Source organism: Proteiniphilum sp. X52 (assembly GCF_003712195.1).
In the GTDB taxonomy this organism is placed as follows: domain Bacteria; phylum Bacteroidota; class Bacteroidia; order Bacteroidales; family Dysgonomonadaceae; genus Proteiniphilum.
Window position 1 is genome coordinate 61375 of record NZ_RDSD01000014.1, and the last position, 22679, is coordinate 84053.

Sequence of the window (22679 nt, forward strand, 5' to 3'; positions counted from 1 at the left end):
AAAATTTTATACGGCGTTGTATTTTATTCCATTATAATTATATTCTACTCCACCTGCCAGAAGTTAAACAACCAAAAGTGTTGAAATACCTCCTATTTGATCCCCTATGTTTGCACCACAAGCTCCTGCGGACACAAGGCCCTGCTTTGTCAAAAAACGACCCGGTGTTCCTTTTAAGGTATCGACACCCAAATAAACAAGAACAAACCTGTAATATCTGAAAGAATTAATTAATCAATTTAAAACAAAATGTGAAAATGAGACAAGTATTTTTAAGTGTAACGAAAGGAATTTTGTCAGCGTTTATATGGGCATTTTCCGTATATATGTCCGCACAGACCGTTACGGTCAGCGGAACGATTACTGACGTGAAAGGGGAATTATTGGCGGGCGTATCAGTCAGAATAGAGGGGACGGGCATCGGTGTGGTCACAGATATGGATGGCCGTTTCATTTTACCGGATGTACATCCGGAGGCGGTACTGGAGATATCGTATGTAGGTATGGAAACTCAAACCATTCCTATCAATGGACAGACCAATATAAATGTGGTGTTGGAGGAGGATGTCGAGACTTTGGAAGAGATCGTTGTCGTGGGCTACGGGACTATGAAAAAAGTGAATCTCACCGGATCAGTATCTGCAATACGATATGATAAAACACTAGAAAACAGGCCCATTACGAATGCATCTCAGGCCTTAGCAGGAAAAATCCCCGGCGTATGGGTAAGCCAGAATTCAGGTTCGCCGGGAAGTGACGGTGCTACCATCAGGATCAGAGGCTACGGCACCCTGAATAATACAGACCCTCTCATACTCATCGATGGAATTGAAGGGCAAATTGCTGAAATCAATCCAAATGATATTGAAAGTATCACTGTCCTGAAAGATGCCGCCTCCGCGGCCATATATGGTTCGCGCGCCGCAAACGGGGTAATACTCATTGAAACAAAGAAGGGAACAGGAGAACAAAAGATTTCACTCAACTATAATGGATACGTGGGTGTTTCCCAACTGGGACGGAGGTACAACCTGATTTCCGACAGTTACGAGTATATGCAAATGTGGAATGCTGCGAACGTAAGCAGTGGCGGGGAAGCACTATTTCCGGATGATGTATTGGAGGCTTTCAAGACAGGTAATGATCCGTACAAATATCCCAGTACCAATTATTTCGATGAAGTATTCAGAAGTGCCATCACCACACAGCATAACTTATCGGCCCAATTGTCAAGCAATTTGTCAACCACCTACCTGTCTGTAAATTATTTAAAACAGGAAGGGATTGTCAAAAACACTAATTCCAACAGGTACGGCATCACAGTGAACAACAATATGAAGATCAACGACAAGATAGACATAGGGACAAAGCTTATTTATACGCGAAAGATTTCAAGCCAGCCTTATGACGGGATCAGCAGGGTAATTTACATGATGGCCAACGGGCATCCCTTCTCAACGCCTTATTTAGAAGACGGAAAGACGTTCGGAGGCACTATGGCCCTTTACCAATCGGGCGCCAGGGCCGGACAACCCATAGTAGATACCCGGAACCCGTTTCCTGATCTACACAACGGTGAAAATACCTACACCAACAATTTTGTCAAAGCCAATTTTTCAGCCACATATAAAATTACCGGTTCCCTGAACTTAACGGCTCAATACAACGGACAGTATAACAACAATACCAGGGATAGGTATAACGAACTGCATTATTGCTATACAGACCTGGATCTGAACAATCAGACAAAACCTCTTGACTTTCCATCCACCATAAACCTATACAGAGGGGTATCCGATAATTTTTATTCCACTTTTTTCACCAATTTGAATTTTAACCGCCAATTCAATACCACTCACGAAATATCGGGCGTATTGGGATTTCAAACGGAAAGTCTCGAGAGAAAAACAACAGAAGCCCAAAAATCGGATCCCCCAAAAAAGGATGGCTTGCACCAAGTAAGCGCAGGCACATCAAATCCAATCGCGAACGGCAACAAAAACCTGTGGAGAATGCTCTCCTATTTTGGGAGAGTCAATTATGCCCTGTTGAGCAAATATCTGTTTGAAGCGAATCTAAGGGCGGATGCCTCTTCCCGATTCGCCAAAGAAAACAGATGGGGGTATTTCCCCTCATTCTCTGCCGCCTGGCGGCTCAGTGAAGAACCATTCATGAAGAAATGGGAGATTTTCGATAATTTGAAACTGAGAGCTTCATGGGGAAAACTGGGCAACCAAAATATTGGCTCTTCCAATAATAGGGATTATTTTCCCTACCTGACGTTTATCACACAGGATTACGGCACCAGCTATAATTTCGGGAATCAACTCGCACCGGGTGCCGCTGTAACGGCTTTAGTGGATCAAAATATCACTTGGGAGACAACCACTACCACCGACATCGGAATCGATATGGGATTTCTCGATAACAGACTCACCATTGAAAGCGATTTTTTTGTCAAGAACACCTCAGGCATTATTGTACAACTACCCATCCCCAGGGTGATGGGAGGATTGAGCGCCCCCTTTGAGAATGTAGGCAAAATGAAAAATAAAGGTTTTGAAGTTATTGTAGGATGGAATGACAGGATCCCGGAAAATGATTTGAGTTATAACCTCGGGGCAAACCTGACCTATATTAAAAACAGGGTCACTAAATTCAGGGAGGGAGCGCCGGATCAGCTGTATCTTATAAGGGAAGGTTTTTCTTATAAAACCTTATACGGATTCATCCAGGAGGGTGTGTATCAATCTGATGAGGAATCGGCAATCCATATGAAGAATAATGGCTATATACCCGTTACCGGCGATTTGAAGTACAAGGATTTTAATAATGATGGCAGGCTTGATTACCAGGATAAAAGAGAAATAGGGAATACCATTCCAAAGTTCGTTTATGGAATTTCGGGAAACCTGACCTGGAGAAACTTTGATTTGAATTTTCTTTTTTCCGGGATTGCAGGGGTAACAGGCTATTTCCAGAATGCATGGACACAGCCTCTCGGAATTTCGGGTGGAACTGTGACTGAAAGATGGAGAGACGCTTGGAGTGAAGAAAATCCGTCCCCTGTTACCCCCCGAATAGTGATCAATGACACATGGAACAGGCAGGAATCCTCATTTTGGACGACTAATATGTCATGGTTTAAGTTGAAGAACTTACAACTTGGATATAATTTGCCCAAGCATTTCAGCAAGAGGCTTTCCTTGCAAAACCTGTATGTTTATGCAAACGGAACAGACCTGTTTACTCTGGTCAGCAATAAATACGAAGGCTTTGACCCCGAAAGGGACACCTTTACTGATGGATACGGGCATTACCCAATTCCTACAATTTACAGTCTGGGATTAAATATAAATTTTTAACAATAAGATATTATGGAACGAATATATAGATCCATTTTCCACCTTCCTCTGGTTTTGATCATAGCCGCTTGTAGTAATTACTTGGATATCTTGCCTGACGATCAGATAACAGATCAAACATTTTGGCAAACAGAACAGGATGTCGAACTTGCCTTGAATGGAATATACAACACATTGAGAAATAATTTTGTATACGGATACGGCGGAGGATATGATGCATGTACGCCAAATGCTTACCAATGGGCTCATTGGGAAGGACAACAAATGCAGGTCGGAGCCGGACAAATATATTCCGGGTCAGGAGGTATTGTCAGTTCAAGATGGACATACTGTTATCAAGGCATTTACAGGGCAAACTACTTCCTGGAGAATATTGATAAAGTAACCTCTCTCACTGATGAACAGAACAGTGTGTATAAAGGTAAAGCATATTTTCTGAGGGCTGTCTTTTATGATTTGCTGGTAAAAACCTATGGTGGGGTTCCACTTGTGTTGAATACATTAACACCGGACGAGGCGAAAAATCTGACCCGTGCCAGTGAAGTAGAAGTATGGAATCAAATTCATGAAGACTATAATGAGGCGATCAAAGTACTATCAAAGGATGCTTCTACCGGACATATTACTTTGGGTGCAGCATTAGGCATGAAGATGAAAGCGTACCTCTATAATTCTCAATGGGAAGAAGTACTTGAATATTGTAATAAAATTGAAGCGCTTGGGAAATATTCACTATTCCCTTCTTATTACGGATTATTTCAATTTGAAAATGAAGGGAACAGCGAGACAATTTTCAGTTTAAGCTTTATGGCCGGGCCTTACAGTCAAGGAAGTGTTTTCGACAGATATTGGCAACCTCAAAACCTGAAATATGGCATTGACGGATCGAATTCCGTTGCGCCGATACAAGATTTGGTGGATGCGTATGAAACCATTGACGGCACAGCGATTGATCCGGAGAATCCCTATGAAAACAGAGATCCGCGTTTAGATTTTACCATATTAAGACCCGGCGCATATTTTCAGGGACAACTCTATCCGGATGAAATTAAAAATCATACCGGCCAATTAGTAGGCTATGGAATTCGTAAATATACTATTGAAACAATGGAAGTAAAAGGCAACGAATCGCCATTGGATTTTATGATCCTTCGCTACGGTGATGTGATTCTTTGCGAGGCTGAAGCACTTATAGAACTCAACCGAGACATTGACAGAGCCATTGATTTGATTAACCTGATCAGAAGAGGCAGGGAAGACGTAAAAATCACCGCTATCCCAAAAGGTTTGCACCAGAGTGAAACCCGGGAGATTGTGCGTAAGGAACGACGTGTTGAGCTTGCGCTTGAAGGTCAGTATTGGGACGACATAAAACGGTGGAATATCGGGCCGGAAATTTATCCGGTTGAAGTCAGGGGTGCGCTGGGGGAATTAATACAAATCAAATTCCCGAATGGATATGATATAGAAAAAGACAATTATTTACCGATCCCTGATAGTGAGATTTCATTAAATCCCAATCTCGATCAAAACTACGGTTATTAAAATGATGATTATATAGACAGGTGGGATCAAAAAAAGCGGCCGGATTGATGCCCGGCCGCATAACTTGTCCTATAACGGTTGTTCTATCAATGAGGCATGTTGTTACAATTCCTCTTCGATCGTTCTGATCTTCTTCTCTAATAAGACCAATTCCGATTTAAGCCTATCCACTTTCTGATTCATGTCATCCAGCAGATGATTTCCTTTTTTGGAGGAAACCGACAGGAATCCGATATTGTTTTCATAGGTCTGCAATTCATTCTTTATCCGCTCATACTGACGTACCAGCTTTTCCCGTTCCCGGAAAAGCTGTCCTCTTGAATTATCCGATTTTGCCATATCGGAGATCGCGCTTTTATACGCCTCCAGTTTTCTTTCCTCCTTGTCAATATTCAGCTTGTCGAACTGAGCTTCCGCAGCCTCATAGAACTCTTTATAAATACGGTCCTTCATCTTATAAGGGACATGACCGACCTCATGCCACTGCTCCATCAACTCGCGCAACTCAGTCAAAGCCTTTTCCTTTCCCACAGCAGTATCCAACTGGTTTATTTTCCCGATGATCGCTCTTTTTTCTTCCAGATTCTTTTGTTCCTGTTCATGTTGCGACGAGGTATGCGATTTTTTCTGTTCAAAGAAGTAATCGCAAGCTGAGATAAACCGTTTCCAGATACTGTCCACATATTTGTGCGGGACAATACCGATCGTTTTCCACTCTTTCTGGATATCAATCATTTCCCGTGTCGTATTTTTCCAGTCCTGACTCTCCTTAAGAGCTTCGGCACGTTCACAGAGAGCAATTTTTTTCTTGAGGTTCTCTTCCATCTCTCCACGAAGGGATTTGTAAAACTCGTTTTTACTCCTGAAAAAGAAATCACAGGCTGCCCGGTAACGTTTATATATCTTTGTGTTCCATTTTCTCGGCACAAATCCTATCTGGCGCCATTGGGTTTGTATTTCAAGTACTTCTTTTACTTTGTTATTCCAGTCTTTGACCGATTTAAGCGCGCTGTAATCAATTGCCTCGAGCTTCTCGCAAAGGGCGGTCTTTAATTCCAAGTTTTCATTTTCTTTCTCCCTTAACTGCTCAAAATGAACCTGGTATTTTTTATTGATTTGAGTGGATGCCTCTTTGAATCGGGTCCATATCTCTTCCCTGTCTTTTCTGGAAACCGGGCCCACCTCTCTCCACTCCTGATGCAGGTTTTGCAGCTGATGGAAAGCCGAAACCACATCCGGTTCATCGTTGAGTCTCTCTGCCGCTTCACATAACTCAGTCTTGATTTCAAGATTTTTCTTGAAGTCATATTCCCTGAATTCATTATTGATCCGTACCAGATCATAGAATTTCTCCACATACCGCTGATACGATTTCCATAACTCATTCACTCTTTCCTGAGGCACCAGTTTAATGACATTCCACTCCTGCTGAAGCAGTTTGAATTCCTGGTAGATCTTGTTGAAATCCTCTTGCCCCTGGGTTTCGGTCAACACTTTGACCTGTTCTATAATAGCCAGTTTTCTGGCTACGTTTTTCTCTTTCTCCGCCTCTTCTTTCGCGAGGATATCCGCCCTTTTTTCCTTTATTTTCCGGATTAACTCCTTTCCTTCAGTGTAAATTTCGGATTCTTTTCCTACGAAATCAATCTCTTCGCCGCCGTTTGAGAGGAACACTTGCTTCTGTGATTCGGTTTCGTTTCGCAAAGAACGATAGAATTGATTTTTATACTCATCCACCTCTTTGCGTTTGGGACTTTCAGCGTTCAACAGTTCACGCAAGTTACGCACAATCTCTTCGATGGGGAGCAAGGCAACGGAAGAATCATCCGCAAGGGAATCTTCATCAGTATCCTCTTCCTCGTCATCTTCCGTATCTGTTAGCCCATTACCATCGTCCAGATCATAATCAATGGTAGAATGTTCCTCTTCGGCCTCTATCGGCTCCGGTTCTTGTGTAGTTTTCCCTCGACTCTCTTTTTCTTCCACCATAGTCCCTTCTGGACTCTCATCCGCAGTCGTATTTTCTTCAGGAATGGTTTCTTCAGGAACAACTTCCCCTGATACAACTTCCTCAAGTGCTACTTCCCCGGGCATTACTTCCTCGGGAACAACTTTTTCCGGAACTACTTCACAGGGCACTACTTCTTCAGGAAATACTTCTTCATGCACCACTTCCTCAGGAAATACTTCGCCAGGAACAGCGTCCTCGTCGATCGCTTGTTCCATATTGTCGATCGCTTGCTCCATATTCTTTGGCAACTCTTCCCCGGCGACCTCTTCCAAAGCAATATCTTCCTCAGAAGCAGTTTCTCCCGTACCCGGCAGATCTTTTTTCTCGGCATCCTCCCCTACAGCAGGAGTCTCATTTTGAGGGATCTCTACCGCTGAATCCTTTTCCGGAAGTTCAGACTGCAAGTCTTCACTATTTTGTTCTTTGTTAACAGGTAATTTATCGTTGTCAAGATTGTTTTTCGTATTCATCAGTAGTCCCTTCGTTTAAATCCGGCTTTAAAAGCCTATATGTTGCATTTCAATTTTGTTCTTTTTAAAACAAGATAGCAGTTTTTATCATTCGCATCCCAAAAGTAATACAAATTAACGCAATATTTTTGTGATTTCATACGATTAGTTCATTTTTTTATATCAAGGTGTATGGAACTCACAATAATAATCTCCCGGCCTGGGAAATCTTCCTCTGCTCGTTTCATACGATTAGTTCATTTTTTTCTGCAGAATCAAGAACCAAGAGTCGGCAACCAAGACTTTATACACTAAAAACTATATTTTCACTATTTTCTCTCCCATTCTGTCCATTCTACCCATTCTTCACTTTCTTCACATTCTCTCAGTCTGCCAGTCATATACCACCTATCCTCCTTCCAACCTTTATCATTTCTCCCGGAAAAAGATATTAATCGGGGTTCCCGAAAAATTCCAGTTTTCCCGCATTCTGTTTTCCACAAATCGTTTATATGGTTCTTTGACCCATTGGGGCAGATTGCAGAAGAATACAAATGATGGAACTTGTGTATTGGGCAGTTGGGTGATATACTTTACCTTTATAAACTTTCCCTTGTTAGAGGGAGGCGGTGTCCTCTCAATAATGGGCAACATCACCTCATTCAGCTTACTGGTGGGTACTTTGCGCTTTTTATTCTGGTATACTTCTTTCGCGGTATCCATCACCTTGAGGATTCGCTGTTTGGTAAGTGCGGAACCGAAGATTATCGGAAAATCGGTAAACGGCGCCAGACGTTCACGGATGGCATTCTCGAAAGTCTTGATCACAATGTTGTCCTTCTCTTCCACCGTGTCCCACTTATTGACAAAAACGACCAATCCTTTCCGGTTTTTCTGAATGAGAGAAAAGATATTCAGATCCTGGCCTTCAATACCACGAGTAGCATCGAGCATCAGGATGCATACATCCGCACTTTCGATAACACGGATGGAACGGATGACAGAGAAGTATTCCAGATCTTCCGTTACCTTTCCTTTTTTACGAATCCCAGCCGTATCGATCAGATAAAAATCCATACCGAATTTATTGTAACGCATATGGATCGAGTCGCGCGTAGTGCCGGCGATATCGGTTACGATGCTCCTGTCTTCCCCGATCAGCGCATTGATAATAGAAGATTTTCCGACATTAGGACGACCTACCACGGCAAATTTGGGAATATCATCCAATTCCTCCTCAGTATTGTCTTTGGAGAACAATGTGAGGATATGGTCCAGCAGATCGCCGGTTCCCGAACCATTAATAGACGAAATACTGAACGGGTCGCCCAATCCAAGGGAATAAAATTCTGCAGACTGGTGTCCCAGCTCGAAATTATCCGATTTATTGGCTACCACTACCACAGGTTTACCCGATCTACGCAGCATCTGTGCCACACCTTCATCGAGATCGGTCAAGCCATGCATCACATCCACTACAAAGAGAATCACATCCGCTTCTTCTATGGCTATCCGTACCTGTTTATTGATCTCATCTTCCATCACATCATCGGAATTCACAACCCATCCGCCGGTATCCACCAGCGAAAATTCGCGGCCGCCCCAGATCACTTTTCCGTACTGACGGTCACGCGTGGTACCGGCAGTCTCCGTGACAATAGCCTGACGGCTTTGTGTCAACCGGTTGAAGAGTGTGGATTTTCCCACATTAGGACGTCCTACTATCGCTACTAAATTTTGCATATTTTTTATAGAATCAAAAGCCAAGAGCCAAGAATCAAGAGCCAAGAAGCAATAATCAAGAATAATTAGTAATTGGTAATTGGTAATTATTCATATTAATCCAGCCGATACCCGAAAGTTTTCAACAGATTATCCCGGTTCCGCCAATCTTTTTCCACTTTCACATAAAGTTGCAGAAAGACCTTTTTCTCAAAAAAGCGCTCGATATCTTTTCGTGCCATGGTGCCCAGTTTTTTCAATGATTCGCCTTTATGGCCGATTACAATCCCTTTTTGTGAATCACGTTCCACCAAAATAATCGCCCTGATCCGGATTATATCATTTTCGTCCTTGAATTCCTCCACAACCACTTCAATGGAATAAGGCACCTCTTTCTGATAGATAATTAACGCCTTCTCCCTGACAATTTCAGTGACAAAAAAACGGGCGGGCTTGTCGGTAAGCGCATCCTTTTCGAAATAGGGAGGTGATTCCGGCAAAAGCTCAAGAATACGCTTCTGTACCACATCGACACTAAAATTATTCAATGCCGAGATGGGATATATCTCTGCCTGAGGTAACAATTCCTGCCATTGTGCTACCATTTTCTCCAATTGTTCCTGATGAGTCTGATCTATTTTATTGATCAATAGCAGGATGGGGATATTCAATCGTCGCACCTTACCCAGAAACTCGTCATTTTTATCGATCTTCTCCACCACATCTGTCACATAGAGCAACACATCGGCATCCTCCAGCGCCGATAAAGAGAAGTTTAACATTGATTCCTGCAACTTGTAATTGGGACGCAGAACCCCCGGCGTGTCGGAATAGACCACCTGGTACTCAGGCTTGTTCACTATACCGATAATACGGTGACGGGTGGTCTGTGACTTTGCTGTGATAATGGAGATCTTTTCTCCTACCAGCCGGTTCATCAATGTGGATTTACCGACATTGGGATTACCCACGATATTGACAAAACCGGAACGATGTTTATTCTGCGACATATTTACGACTCTTAATAGGACAAAGATAACATCTAGCGAACGATTTTACCTTATTGTAACCCAATAAAGATAAAAAACGCACCGGTCCCGACGCGTTTCACTCATTCCCACCTTTCCACTCTTTCACTTTTTCACCTTTCCACCTTCTTTCCCATCGTACCCCCACTTCAGGTAAACACTTCCCCAGGAGAAACCGGCCCCAAAAGCGACCAGGATCACATTATCCCCTTTTTTCAGTTTAGGTTCCCACTCCCATAAACAAAGCGGGATAGTACCGGCACTGGTATTTCCGTAACGACCTATATTGATCATCACTTTTTCGCGGGGTAATCCGCTACGGTCTATGGTAGCATCAATGATACGCATATTGGCCTGATGGGGAACCAACCAATCCACATCGTCGGCAGTGAGGTTGTTACGCCGCATAATATTCAATGAAACTTCCGCCATACGTGAAACGGCATGCTTAAAGACCACTTTCCCATCCTGATATACGGTGTGCTGACCATTCTCCACCGTTTCATGCGTGGCGGGGAATTTACTCCCCCCGGCTTTCATTTGCAACGGATGGTACCCCACTCCATCCGAATGGAGTTCCGCATCCATGATCCCGACATTCTCCACGGTAGGCTCAATCATCACCGCCCCGGCCGCGTCACCGAAAAGGGGGCAGGTAGTCCGGTCTTTATAATTAGTGATGGATGACATCTTATCACCCGCCAACAGAATTATCTTTTTATACTTGCCTGTTTGGATCAGACCGTTGCAAATCTCCAGTCCGTAAACAAATCCGGAACAAGCCACCTCCATATCGAAACAGAAGGCGTTTTTGATACCGTTCTGCTCAGCCACGATAGAGGCGGCCGAAGGGAAGATATGGTCGGGAGTGGAAGTGGCGAAAATTACCGCATCGACCTCTTCGGGAGCCGTATCCGTTTTCACCAGCAGCTCTTTTACGGCCGCCGCGCCCAATACCGAAATACCCTGCTGTTCACCCTTTAAGATTCGTCGTTCTTTAATTCCCACTCTGGTCATGATCCATTCATCGGAGGTGTCGACCATGGTAGAAAGTTCTTCGTTGGTGAGGATATAATCGGGTACTCTGGCAGAGATTCCGGTGATTACGGCGTTTAATTGTCTCATCGTCGTAAAATAATTACTGCGAAAAGACCCTGAAAGCAATTGTGACGTTTCAGGGTCTACTATTTCTGTAAACTAAGGAATAATTATGCCGTTACGTCTTTTTCGATAGCCAATTTACCTCTGTAATAACCACATTCGCCGCATACGGTGTGATAAATGTGCCAGGCGCCACAGTTGGGGCAGATTGCCATAGTAGGCAATTTGGCATGATCGTGCGCTCTCCTTTTACCTTGTCTCGCGGAAGACTGTCTTCTTTTTGGATGTGCCATTTCTATATTTTGTTTTTAATTGTTTATATACTCAACTTTCTTCCAGATTCAATCCTTTGAGCGCATCCCAACGGGGATCGTTGTCCTGCGACTCATCATCAGAGAAATCATCATCCGGAATCTCGCCGTCATCATCATCGGCATCGTCTGTACTGACCGCCCGATGTTTACGTAATTTGGAGGATACCGCCCTGTTACACTCTCCTGTCGGATGCACATGTTTTATTGGGATGGTCAGGGCAATAAATTCATACAGGAACCAGGCGATATTGATCTCTCCTTCTTCTTCGGGGATGATCACTATTTCATCGCTTTCCTCGGAATATTCCTTACCGAACTTTACGATCAACCGGCTCTGCGTATCCACGTCTAAATTCATATCATCCAGACACCGTGTGCAAGGCACCTGAATTATTCCTTTAAGATCGAAATTAAATTCGAAAGTGGATGACGTTTTCCGCACTTTCACCGTCACCTTCACATTACCTTTCCGCACTTCGTCGCCATCTATAGCGTCGAAGAATTTCCTATCCAGGTCATACTCAAAGGTATGCACTCCTTCGGATAGATTTTTCAGGGAAATATTGTACAAACTGAATTTTGCCACGTTTTTTCCTCAAAATAAAGCGGTGCAAAGATAGTAATTTTTTCTTTACACCGCCTGTTTTTACTGAATATTTATCCATTTACCAATTACTCCATTAGAAGTCAAGAAGTGGAGAAGAATGACGATCATTGAAATTTGAAAATGAATAGTTAACTACATCTCAAATCCGATATCCGATATCCCAATTCCCAAATCCTAATCCCAAATCCTAAATAGTCTTGGTTCTTGGCTCTTGGTTCTTGAATCTTAAATCTTGAATCTTGAATCTTAAATTCCTGCCGCTTCTTTTACAATCTGCCGCATCTTCCCAAAGTTCTCCTCAAGGCTTTGCAACAGTCTGAACTGCGCTTGGGTTCGCACCAGATTGTGTTCCGGATAGGCAATCTTGTAGTAGGTATCACCATCGATATAATCGGTGAGGAAACGTACCGCCTGCATGTAGGTAAGCAGTTTTGCCCCAAAGGCGAGGTTTTCTATCTCCACAGCGGTGAGGAAGGATGTCGCATTTTTCAGATAACCTTTCGCATATGCCTCAAAAATATCCAGATCAACCGAGACATTATCGAGGTTCTTATCATCTTCCGCGCCGGTGTTGGCCCCCGTACGGATAAAATCACCAAAATCGGAGAGCACGTATCCCGGCATCACGGTATCCAGATCCACCACACAGAGTACCTGGTCGTTATCGTCAAACAAAATATTATTCACTTTGGTATCACAATGGTTGATCCGTTTGGGCAGTTTTCCTTCGCGGTGTAATTTTTCCGCTTTGCACATCTCTTCAGCGCGATCTTCGACTTCCTTTACCAATCCGGCTACTTTATCCAGTCTCCCTGCCTTATTGGCTTTGACCGCTTCACGGAATGTCTCCAAGCGGGCTTCCATATTGTGAAAGTTCGGAATGGTCTCGAACAGCGGCTCACCCGGAAGATCTGACAGCATTTTCTGGAAATCACCGAAAGCCATTCCGGCGCGGTATGCCAGTTCAGGATTAATCTCATCGTAACTTTTGCTCTCTTTAATAAAATCCATGACCCGCCAGTAATCTCCTGTGGCATCCTGGTAATAAAGTGCTCCTTCCCGCGTAGGAACCAGCGTCAGCACACGACGATTCATATCGGCGACTCCCTGCTCCTCCAGTTTTTTGCGGATATGTTCCGTTACTCTCCGGATATTATTCTGCAATTCGTACACATTCTTGAATATATGGTGATTGATGCGTTGCAGCACGTACTCTTTATCACCGTCGCCCGATACCACTTTATATGAATCATTGATATGCCCTTTACCCAAGGGTTTTATCTCCACGTTAGCATCGTCTCCGATAAATTGAGAAACGATCTCTTTCAGTTTGTTCATCTCTTCCATTTATAGTTGAATTCTATTAAGCATTTTTAGTTCCAAGTTCCAAGTTCCAAGTTCTAAGTTCTAAGTTCCAAGTTCTAAGTCCTTCACTCTTCATTCTTCATTCTTCATTCTTCATTCTTCATTCTTCATTCTTCATTCCAATTCCAGCAATCCAAAAAACTGGGGGACATGGAAATTCGGTTTGGGCAGATCGATGGGATTCCAGCTCAAGAAGTGAGGCTCTGGTGTCTCATCACCACATTTGTAGAAGTTAGCCCTGATTTTTTGCCCGGAAAGCGATTCCTGGGCATCAAAGCCCAGGGCTTTTTTGGGTATTTCCAGGTACATGCTCCAGTCGCTCACCTGCCGGTCCCCTTCATACCTGTGAGAGATGGTACTATGCCTGAAGATAGAAGGCATTTCAGATGCCTGCTTCTCTCCCTTTTCCCTTGTCTCATGCCGGCGGGAAAGCAGCACTCCCAATATATTGCACTCGAAATTGCGATACCCGCTTTCCCCTTCACGTTGCATAAAAAATTCCACGCAGCTATCCTCCCATACGGATCCGAAATCCTCGGTATTTACCGCGCGGACAGCTTCTCCGATTACAGTATAATAAAGGTAGAGCATATCTCCGTCGTGTGCCACCCGCACTGTCACGGGCAGGGTTTTCGGGAAATCAGCCTTCCAGTTGACCTGATCGACAGGGGCTTCCGCTCCGGCTTCGTGGAGCATCTTTATCTTATCGAATACCGTTTCAAGTTGTGAAACATTTTGCTTTGGCACCAGCAGTGTTCTCATATAATTATTTTATTTAGATATATGTCATCTTTCAGAATAATGAACTTAAAATCAGTCATTAATGAGATTGAAAAAGATCGGGTAAGATTGGATTATACATTCATAAATCAACAAATCATCCCTACTTCCCGAGGGATCGGGACAACTTGTGCCGATCCCTCGGGATTACCAAATCAATAAATTTTCCCCAAAGATATTCTTTTTAATGAAAACGGGCAAAATATTATTGTACCAGGACAAGGGGCAACCTGAAAATATATCGAATTTATCATCTGTCAATCTTTCAAACATTCTATAGGTACTACGAATACTCCATCAGAGCGACGATAGACATTCCCTATGTTTTGACCACCCATTCAAGTTTTTATTATTTTTTATCCATAAAACTCGTCATAAAACAATAAAAAAGCGAATAATAGAGTTTATATAAAATCAGTGTAATCAATGGGTGCATCTTTTATAGGAAATTCTACTTAAAACGTTGGGCGAATTACCGGATAGACACCACTTAAGGGTAAAATATTTGACAGAGCAATGCCAGGACTTGTTGCTTGACGGTACGGAAAGACCTATTGAGCGCCCGCAAGACACCGACAGACAAAAATCCTGTTATAGTGGTAAAAAAAACGCATAACGTAAAAAACAACCTGCTTTGCACGCCTGATAAACGTATTTTGTGGTTGTCAAAGACTTGTGAGGGGCATGTGCATGACAAAAAATACAAGATGAGCAACCGTTGACATTATCAAAAGGCATAACTCTGTGGCAAGATACCGGTTTCTTGGGACATAGCCCTAAAGATGTGACGGTAAAAATGCCGACAAAAAAGCCCAAAGGCAAAGAATTATCGGATGATCAAAAAAAGGAAAACGATGATCAAAAAAAGGAAAACAGAGAAATATCAAGTTTTCGAATTCTTGTTGAACACGCCATTGGCGGAATCAAAAAATGTCGTATTGTAAAAGAACGCTTTCGATGCCGCAAGTTTGGCTTTGACGATTTAGTCATGCTTATTGCCTGCGGATTACATAATTTTAGAATCACAATGTCTCTGAATTTGAGCTGTATATAATTTTATTCAATATAATGTCTAATATTTGCTCGATTTTTTATCACAATATATATTTATCCAGAATACGTGTTATCAGGCATTGTAAGCGCTTACTAGCACGCTCTATGCCTGTTTGGTGTAAGGGTTAAGATTGCTCTTGCCATTTAATCAAATACTAAAGCATAATTCAACCGAATTGAATTGATTTGCACAATTCGTTTTTTTTTGGATAGAGGAAAGAATTACACTTATCGATCATCCTATCAGTCAATTACCCCGATCCATTGATAACTATTAATTGTACGTTTCATTTTTACCCCCCTATTTTCTCTTGCAAACGGAGTAGATTACGGGCAGCATCTTCTATTTGTCTTTTCCCCAGCTTCACTTCAATGGCAACCAACCGTCCGTTCCGCAGACGGACAATCATGTCGGTCTCTAGTTCTCCTTTATCCCGATAATGGAAAACATCACCATGGTTGGCTTGGGTATAAATACGTATATCACGCGTACAGAGCGCCTCAAATAAAAATCCGAACATTTCAAAATCAGCAAGGATACTTTCCGGTTCAGCTCGCATTACCGGCGTAGCGATGGACGGATATACAAAATGCCACTTAGGTGATGTACGAATAGCCGTTTTCGAGCTGTTTAATAGACATTTATTATAATTTTTTTGTTATTGAGTTAGCATTCTAATTTGTTTCAGTTGTTGTTTTAACACATTTTCCCAATCCTTTACGGAAGGAGAGCACGGGAACTGATGCCCGCGCAGCCAGTCGCCTTGGATTTGGTAAGTTACGGGAACTCCTTTTTTGCATTCCAGCACGACCCGGTGCTCTTCCGGTTGGTCGTCGAAACGCAGGAAGCGGTCCGGCGGGAACATGATCCCCATGCCTATCCAACCGATCTCCGGATCCTGGAATCCCCACGAACCGATAATGCCGGCATCCCTGTCGGAAAAGAATGTCTCGTCCGGTAACCGCACCAGGCCGATACCTAATTCGATCTTATCGCCGGGAGCTCCGCCGTCCACCGTTGCTTCCACCGATGAGTAAAGATCCCCGGCGCCGATTGAAGGACGCAGGCGTACGGTGCAGGGGGTGTTTTCAGGGCCGACCCCTTCCGCTACAAATTCGAGGGTAAGCTGGTTGTTGGTTTGCTCAACCACACGGCCGGTAAAAGTGGGATTTCCCTTGCCCGTTTCGTTGCGTACGGGATAGGGCACGCCGTTCACATAGAGGATGACTCCTCCGCATCCCGCCGTTTTCCCCACGTGCAGGATATCCATTCCCCAACCGTTCTGGTCGATATGGTAACTCTTGCCCTCGGCTATTTTTGGCATGATCAGCGTGTCGATCCACTGACGTTTACCGAAGAGGTCGAAATGACCCAAATAGAAGCGAAAGGCCGCTTTTTCCGATTCCCATCCCCAGTTGGGCGGAAGCCATTGGTTGTTCCAGGCCACGCGCGGTCTGTCCTCTTCCCTGCGCAACCGTGCCGTCCATGCATGATAATCTTCTTCCGGTCTGCCCGTTTTGAAATGTTTCGCAACGGTTTTGACCATAGCTTGTGTGTCTCCTTTACTGCGGGCTACGTTGAATTTTTTCCAGAAAGAGCGGTTTTTGTATCCCGATTTTTTCAGCCGGTCGATCAGCCGGTCCTGCACCAGTGTAAGGTAGTACAATATGGATTGGTCGCTGTTCGTAAGGCGACGTGCAATATCGCCCGGAATATTTTCACCCTGCATGCGATTTGCAAGCAAATTCCACACGGCGTCTTCTTCCATTTCCTCCTTCGTGGATCGGAGTGCTGTCGTAAGAGCCATCACCAGATTATATTTATTTTCCGGTTCGGTTTTAAAAATGGGCGCCAACGTCCCGTTTAACTCCTTGAATGTCCAGCCCACCGGTTTTACGTCCGACACATCGATGAGGTAGGAGTCATCCGTTATGCCGTCGCCATTTGTATCGATATCCACCCTGTCCACGATGCCGTCCTTGTCTGTATCCACCCAGAGGTAGGTCATGTCTGTTTTTATGTCGAAGTCGTAATCCACCTTGATCCAGCTCCTGTCGCTGTTCTTGATGTGGACGCGGTGGTCGGCGGGATTGAAATAAAACTCGTTGGGTCCCCGGGGCTTGAGCACCAGTTCATAGCGTTTGTTATAAGGTCCGCAATCCGGAGCTCCGATTCGCGGCATCACGTATCCCGAATCGGTGGATGCGGCATTGATCACTCCTTCCCAGCGTTCAATGGTATCTTTCGGATCATTAAATGCGATATTCAGGTTATTCTCGTTCCAGGTCATCAACACACGTTCCCAGGTGACGGTTTGCAAGTAATTGCGTGCAGTAGAGCGTTTCAACACCGGACCGGTAGGAATGCCCCGGATCATAAAATGTTCCGTTTGCTCTTCCGGTAAATACATGGTGAAATCGCTTTCCCGATCTTTCTCTTGTGTCCATCCTTTTGCACATGCCGAAACGGAGACATCGAAGTCTCTTTGCTTCCCGGCTATCGGGTTCACATTAAAGCTCCACCGGAGCGACTTCACCAGCTCTTCCTTTCCTTCTATGCGGATTACCTCTTCACTGATGCCGTCGTTATCGAAATCGTAAAAAAGGAACGGGTTTTCAAAATGAGGAATCCATTTGTCTTGTTCGGGATTCAGGTAATAAACGACAAAACTTTCGTTTCCCCCAAAATGCGAGTGGTTCTGGCAAGGGATCTGATAATAGACGTAATCCATATCGTAATCCAGCAGGTTGTCGTCTCCATCGTCGGTGGAGACAAGTGCCCGCAATCCGTCGAAAGGAACACGCCAGCCTTTCTTGCCGTACGTGAACCATTCCATCACGTCGAGATCCCCGTCTCCATCCAGATCACGATAACCGATCACGGCATCGACCCATCCGTCGGCATGCCAGTCGGCGATCCAGAGGTCCCCATACTTTTCGGGCTCTTTGCCCATTTCCAGATTACCATTCTCGTCAATCACCTTGACCAGTATCGGTTTTTTTGCTTCCGTATGGCGCGGTTCGATATCGATAAACCACACCTCCTCCGGCTTGCCGTCACCGTCCCTGTCCACATAGTGGCGCTTACCCGGGGTATCATTTTTTACTTTTTCAACCATAGCAGGATCCAGTCTGACGGCATCGCCGAAAATCTGCTCAAAAGCAATTTGTTTTGCCACTTTATCCGTATCTTGTGCCTGTACATTTGTTGCGTGAACGCATAGAGTTAAAATTGCCAGGTAAAAGGCAAAGCCAGGGTGCAGATAGCGCTTGTTCAATGATTTCCGTGTCATAATTCTTTATTTGATAAGCAATGTTTCCTTCATTTTATGCAGAACGGCCTCGTTGGCCTCTATCAGGTGTTCCGTTGAACCCGCCCTGTGCCACTCCGTTATCCTGTCCTGGTGGTAAAACGGCTCGGGTGTCAGGTTTTCATTGGAAAGCGAGGAGATGATGTTGGCCACGTAGTTGTTCTTCTCGGCAACCAGAACCAATTGGGCATACAGTATGTTGTATTGCCGTATCTGTTGGTTGATGGTCTTGATATATCGGGCTGGCTTATAGGATGATGCGTCCGTTTCTTCCAGGATCTCTTCCACGGCTTTTCCCGCCCCGCCGCCGGTGTTCGGGGCTTCCACGCCCAACAGCCGGGCGATTGTCGGCGCCAGGTCGGTATGCTCAAAGTAGGGAAGTTCGCGTCCCCGGGCGATTCCGGTTCCGCAAAAGACTAAGGGAGTTACCCAACTGTCTTCGTCCAGCATGGGATGCCAGCCTACCTTGCTCTGTCCGTGGTCGGAGGTTACGATCAAAACGGAACTTTCCCATTTTCCTGCCGTTTTCAGGTAATCGATCAGCTCTCCCAGCAGCCTGTCGGCATTCTCAATGGCATCGACATAGGGAGAGCCTTCACCGAAAATATCTCTCGCATACGGCTTTCCTTCACTGAACATGGCTATGGACGTACCGATGGAGCCCGGGCTTTGCAGATGGACACGCATAAAACGAATGTTCTGACTCTCGAGTAGTTTGATGGCTTGTTCCACTGTTTGATCGTCGGTCAGCGAGTTATCCATGATGCAGGTGGAGAAACCTCTTCCCACGGAACGATAGGCCGTTGTGTTCACCACGAATGCCGTTTGTTGCTTCGGGGAGATCATCTCCTGGATCATTTTGTTTTCCGGACTCAGGAAAATGGTTCCTTCGTGGAGCATCGGATTGGGGAAGGAGCAACTGTTCGACAGGCTGTAATCCCCCACCGTGGGGTGATGGGGAATGATCATGTGCGATTTCCGCACGTACGTTCCTTCCTTTATCAGGGAATTTAGCACCGGCATGTTCAACTTTTCCGGCGCCTGCCAGTGCATTCCGTCGATCATGAACAGGATCACCCTTTCGGGTTCTTTCGCCGATAAAGCCGGGATATTCACCGACAAAGCATAAAGCAGAAACGATACCCATACAAAATGAATTCTTCTCATGTTATTTTCTTATTTTACAATTTAATGAAAATCTTCCGTTTATACATATAATAGCAGATGCCCCAGATCATAAACGCCACCACTGCAATCGTCACCATGTTGATCAACATATCGCCTCCCCAGCCAAAAATACGATGCGTGAACGGGCGGGCCATCCGGGTAAGCAGACTCTTTCCGCCGAGGCTGCTGAAAATGTAAATAAAAATGGGATTCATCCCCACGATGGCAAAAAATGTGGCGACCTTCCTGAAGCGGAGTATATCCACAAAGAGATAGGAAAATCCCATCGCCAGCAGGCACCACCCGCCGCTGAAAACGACAAAGGAGCCGGTGCCGATACGCTCTATCATGGGAATATATAACCCCAGCAGATACCCGCCCATGATTCCGGCGATCCCGGTTGAAAGCATGATCGTCAGTTTTTTCATTGGTGACAAATCCGTCATCAATAATTTGCCGGTACAGACACCCCAAAGGATGTGGGCGCAGGTAGGCACCGCATTGAACGTGACCCAATGGTCGGGATGAAGATGTCCCGTAGTAACTGAATCCAACCATGCGCCGAAATTGTGGTCGGGCGTGTAAGGCATATTGTATCCTTCAACCGGCCAGAACTGATAGAGCAGGTCGGAGGCCAGTATCAGCCCAAAAGAAACGGCCAGTTGCCATTTAATATTTTTTTGCAACAGCAGAAAGGCAAACACATACACCAACCCCAGTTGGGGAAGGATATTGGTCAGGTAATAGGCATCATCTTTGGCTCCCAACATAAAACCGAGCAACAGTAACCAGAAGGAACGTTTCAGGGCATGGATAAACGATTGCTTCCAGCTATCGCCCCGGGCAAGCCTTTTAGATAGCGAAAAAGGCATGGCGACACCCACGATAAACATAAAAAAAGGTTGTATCAGGTCCCAGAAATAGATATCGAACCATTTGCCGTGATTGGAGTGCTTGTCGAGCCAGGCAATAAACGCGCCTCCATGCCCCTGTTCCGTCATTTGGTGAAACAGGGTTGCTATCCCCGATACCAGGATAAACATTACCAGTCCTCTGAAAAAGTCGACGGAAAGGATCCTTCCCTGTTCCTTGCTCAGGCCGGCAGTTGCATCGCTTGTTTGATCAGACTTCATCTCTCCAATTTTTTTATCTCCTCTCCGGCCCTGCAACTTCCGGAGTTGAATCGGGATTTTTATAATCGAAGAAAACGATGCCGTATTTTTTGAAAATTTCCATCATCTTCTCCATCCGCATATTGAAGTTCTCGTAATTTTTTAATCGGTCTTGGGTCCATGCAGCTTCCGCCAACGCCGACATCCGGGGATATACCATAAACTGCAACCTCTCGGGCGTATGGATAACTTCCGTCCACACATTCCCTTGTATTCCTTTAATCAATGGTGTGTCCACAGATATGCCCGAAGTGTAACTCATACCGGGAAAATGATACACCTTTTCCATGGGTGCGTACTCTCCTTTCGACCATTTCCGACCGTATTTGTGCGACGGATGCTGGACGAAATCCAGATAAAGGGGCAATCGCGGACACAGCACTATTTCATAACTTTTACTTATCGCTTTTTCAAGCTGTTCCGGCCTCTCTTGGCGCCACCACATCACCACCGTGTTGGATACCGGTAAGCCGGCAGTAACCACTTCATCCCAACCTATAACGGTTTTATTCAGAATGCGGATAGAATCCGACATCCTGTTCAGGAAGTAGTGTTCCACCGCCACCAGGTCGCTGAGTCTTTCCCGTTTCATCAAATCTCCAATTTCAGGCAGGCGATTCCACTGTTCGTTGCCGAAGTGCACCTCATCTCCGCCTATGTGGATGTACTTTGAGGGAAAAAGAGCGGTTATCTCTTTCAGAATATCGGTCAGAAACGTATAGGTACCTTCTTTCCCCGGATTAAAGGTAAAGTTGGGATACTGCTTTGAACCGCCGCCGCTGAACTCGGGATAGGCTTTGACCGCGGCGGTGGCGTGCCCCGGCATGTCGATCTCGGGGATGACCTCGATAAACCGGTCTGCCGCATACTGGACGATTTCGGCTATTTCGTCCCGGGTGTAATATTGTGCCGGGGCATCCGGATCGGTGAGGTTTCCTGTTGCGCCGACGGAAGTCAGCAGGGGATACCGCTTGATTTCGATTCTCCACCCCTGGGAGTCGGTAAGGTGCCAGTGAAATTTGTTCAGCTTGTGCAACGCCATCAAGTCGAGTAGTTTCTTCACTTCGGCTTTTCCTATAAAATGGCGGGATTCGTCCAGCATCAGACCGCGCCATCCGTAACGGGGAACATCACGGATAACCGCACACGGGATAGAACCTCCCGCCCCGGCACTGTTTATCAATTGAAAAGCCGACTGCAACCCGTAAAAACAGCCGTTTGCGCATCCGGCTTCAATAAGAATACCTGCGGGGGAAACCGTCAACCGGTATTCTTCGGGATTGTGACAGACGGCGTTCCTGACCAATTGTATCCATCCCTTTTTCTCCGTTTTCTTCGCCCGCAGGGAAAAATTTTCCAGCGTTTCCACAAATCCGGGAATCAGTGAGCCGAATTCTCCCGATTGGGCAGAGACGGTGATCACTTTCGGAACAATTGACACACCTTCACGTTGTTCATAATGATTGGGAAAAGGAATGACCTCCTGGCAATGAACCCCTAAAAAAGAGAACAGAAGTAAAACCAGCGCAATAAAATGTTTCATCATATTAAAAATGCTTTATGGTTGATTATAGTTTGAAAAAAAGAGTGAGCCACAATAAGGCGCGTTAAAAGCAAACAAACCGGCTTACCTCTATTTACTATATGACAATTATTCAACTTAAAATGCGACAAACAGAATGTTAATTT

General features: G+C 44.9%; 15 protein-coding genes and 1 pseudogene. 3 read left to right on the forward strand and 13 right to left on the reverse strand.

Translation table 11 applies throughout. The annotated features are described in order from the left end of the window. Positions 1 to 257 precede the first annotated feature (257 nt). Positions 258 to 3365: a TonB-dependent receptor gene (locus D7D25_RS11830; RefSeq protein ID WP_122969156.1), complete on the forward strand. Its 3108-nt coding sequence runs from the start codon at positions 258 to 260 to the stop codon at positions 3363 to 3365. A 12-nt stretch (positions 3366 to 3377) separates the two neighbouring features. Next, positions 3378 to 4910 (forward strand): RagB/SusD family nutrient uptake outer membrane protein, encoded by a 1533-nt coding sequence (locus D7D25_RS11835; protein ID WP_122969157.1) that lies wholly within the window; start codon positions 3378 to 3380, stop codon positions 4908 to 4910. 102 nt (positions 4911 to 5012) lie between these two features. On the opposite strand, the gene D7D25_RS11840 is transcribed toward D7D25_RS11835, so the two are convergent. The 8 genes from D7D25_RS11840 to D7D25_RS11875 form a co-directional block, all read right to left on the reverse strand. After that, a complete protein-coding gene (locus tag D7D25_RS11840; RefSeq protein ID WP_370453855.1) occupies positions 5013 to 6899 on the reverse strand; it encodes a DUF349 domain-containing protein in 1887 nt (628 codons plus the stop codon). A gap of 900 nt (positions 6900 to 7799) precedes the next feature. Further along, a complete protein-coding gene (der, locus tag D7D25_RS11845) occupies positions 7800 to 9113 on the reverse strand; it encodes a ribosome biogenesis GTPase Der (protein ID WP_122969159.1) in 1314 nt (437 codons plus the stop codon). Positions 9114 to 9208: 95 nt separating this feature from the next. Continuing rightward, positions 9209 to 10102, reverse strand: coding sequence for a GTPase Era (era, locus tag D7D25_RS11850; RefSeq protein ID WP_122969160.1), 894 nt, complete (start codon positions 10100 to 10102; stop codon positions 9209 to 9211). Between the two features lie 123 nt (positions 10103 to 10225). Beyond that, positions 10226 to 11245 (reverse strand): beta-ketoacyl-ACP synthase III, encoded by a 1020-nt coding sequence (locus D7D25_RS11855; RefSeq protein WP_122969161.1) that lies wholly within the window; start codon positions 11243 to 11245, stop codon positions 10226 to 10228. Positions 11246 to 11328: 83 nt separating this feature from the next. Further along, positions 11329 to 11514, reverse strand: a complete 186-nt coding sequence (rpmF, locus tag D7D25_RS11860; protein ID WP_076929590.1) for a 50S ribosomal protein L32 — start codon at positions 11512 to 11514, stop codon at positions 11329 to 11331. Between the two features lie 31 nt (positions 11515 to 11545). After that, positions 11546 to 12121, reverse strand: coding sequence for a DUF177 domain-containing protein (locus D7D25_RS11865; RefSeq protein WP_122969162.1), 576 nt, complete (start codon positions 12119 to 12121; stop codon positions 11546 to 11548). A 267-nt stretch (positions 12122 to 12388) separates the two neighbouring features. Continuing rightward, positions 12389 to 13480 (reverse strand): phosphotransferase enzyme family protein, encoded by a 1092-nt coding sequence (locus D7D25_RS11870; RefSeq protein ID WP_185140254.1) that lies wholly within the window; start codon positions 13478 to 13480, stop codon positions 12389 to 12391. A 141-nt stretch (positions 13481 to 13621) separates the two neighbouring features. Next, positions 13622 to 14269: a carbohydrate-binding family 9-like protein gene (locus D7D25_RS11875; RefSeq protein WP_122969164.1), complete on the reverse strand. Its 648-nt coding sequence runs from the start codon at positions 14267 to 14269 to the stop codon at positions 13622 to 13624. Between the two features lie 736 nt (positions 14270 to 15005). Between D7D25_RS11875 and D7D25_RS11885 the strand changes: the two genes are divergently transcribed. Then, positions 15006 to 15341 (forward strand): transposase family protein, encoded by a 336-nt coding sequence (locus D7D25_RS11885; RefSeq protein WP_158602606.1) that lies wholly within the window; start codon positions 15006 to 15008, stop codon positions 15339 to 15341. A gap of 292 nt (positions 15342 to 15633) precedes the next feature. Here the strand turns inward: D7D25_RS11885 and D7D25_RS11890 are convergent. The 5 genes and pseudogenes from D7D25_RS11890 to D7D25_RS11910 all read right to left on the reverse strand — a co-directional run. Then, positions 15634 to 15963, reverse strand: a pseudogene (locus D7D25_RS11890) (DUF4143 domain-containing protein); the annotation flags it as partial. A 36-nt stretch (positions 15964 to 15999) separates the two neighbouring features. Further along, positions 16000 to 18633 carry a DUF4861 family protein gene (locus D7D25_RS11895; RefSeq protein ID WP_122969168.1) on the reverse strand — a complete coding sequence of 878 codons (2634 nt, stop codon included), beginning with the start codon at positions 18631 to 18633 and terminating at the stop codon, positions 16000 to 16002. Between the two features lie 6 nt (positions 18634 to 18639). Further along, positions 18640 to 19818: an alkaline phosphatase family protein gene (locus tag D7D25_RS11900; protein ID WP_122969169.1), complete on the reverse strand. Its 1179-nt coding sequence runs from the start codon at positions 19816 to 19818 to the stop codon at positions 18640 to 18642. A gap of 14 nt (positions 19819 to 19832) precedes the next feature. After that, complete coding sequence (locus D7D25_RS11905; protein ID WP_148038921.1) at positions 19833 to 20951, reverse strand: acyltransferase family protein; 1119 nt, start codon at positions 20949 to 20951, stop codon at positions 19833 to 19835. A gap of 13 nt (positions 20952 to 20964) precedes the next feature. Continuing rightward, the gene (locus tag D7D25_RS11910; RefSeq protein ID WP_122969171.1) at positions 20965 to 22536 is read right to left on the reverse strand and encodes a beta-N-acetylhexosaminidase; all 1572 of its coding nucleotides are present in this window, start codon (positions 22534 to 22536) and stop codon (positions 20965 to 20967) included. Positions 22537 to 22679 lie beyond the last annotated feature (143 nt).

What these genes read in the sequence shown, in the direction of transcription:
- D7D25_RS11830 (WP_122969156.1), top strand. Translation starts at nt 258, where the DNA reads ATGAGACAAGTATTTTTAAGTGTAACGAAAGGAATTTTGTCAGCGTTT.
- D7D25_RS11910 (WP_122969171.1), bottom strand. Translation starts at nt 22,536, where the DNA reads ATGATGAAACATTTTATTGCGCTGGTTTTACTTCTGTTCTCTTTTTTA.
- D7D25_RS11870 (WP_185140254.1), bottom strand. Translation starts at nt 13,480, where the DNA reads ATGAACAAACTGAAAGAGATCGTTTCTCAATTTATCGGAGACGATGCT.
- der (WP_122969159.1), bottom strand. Translation starts at nt 9,113, where the DNA reads ATGCAAAATTTAGTAGCGATAGTAGGACGTCCTAATGTGGGAAAATCC.
- D7D25_RS11840 (WP_370453855.1), bottom strand. Translation starts at nt 6,899, where the DNA reads ATGGTGGAAGAAAAAGAGAGTCGAGGGAAAACTACACAAGAACCGGAG.
- D7D25_RS11905 (WP_148038921.1), bottom strand. Translation starts at nt 20,951, where the DNA reads ATGAAGTCTGATCAAACAAGCGATGCAACTGCCGGCCTGAGCAAGGAA.
- D7D25_RS11835 (WP_122969157.1), top strand. Translation starts at nt 3,378, where the DNA reads ATGGAACGAATATATAGATCCATTTTCCACCTTCCTCTGGTTTTGATC.
- D7D25_RS11895 (WP_122969168.1), bottom strand. Translation starts at nt 18,633, where the DNA reads ATGACACGGAAATCATTGAACAAGCGCTATCTGCACCCTGGCTTTGCC.
- rpmF (WP_076929590.1), bottom strand. Translation starts at nt 11,514, where the DNA reads ATGGCACATCCAAAAAGAAGACAGTCTTCCGCGAGACAAGGTAAAAGG.
- D7D25_RS11875 (WP_122969164.1), bottom strand. Translation starts at nt 14,269, where the DNA reads ATGAGAACACTGCTGGTGCCAAAGCAAAATGTTTCACAACTTGAAACG.
- D7D25_RS11900 (WP_122969169.1), bottom strand. Translation starts at nt 19,818, where the DNA reads ATGAGAAGAATTCATTTTGTATGGGTATCGTTTCTGCTTTATGCTTTG.
- D7D25_RS11855 (WP_122969161.1), bottom strand. Translation starts at nt 11,245, where the DNA reads ATGAGACAATTAAACGCCGTAATCACCGGAATCTCTGCCAGAGTACCC.
- era (WP_122969160.1), bottom strand. Translation starts at nt 10,102, where the DNA reads ATGTCGCAGAATAAACATCGTTCCGGTTTTGTCAATATCGTGGGTAAT.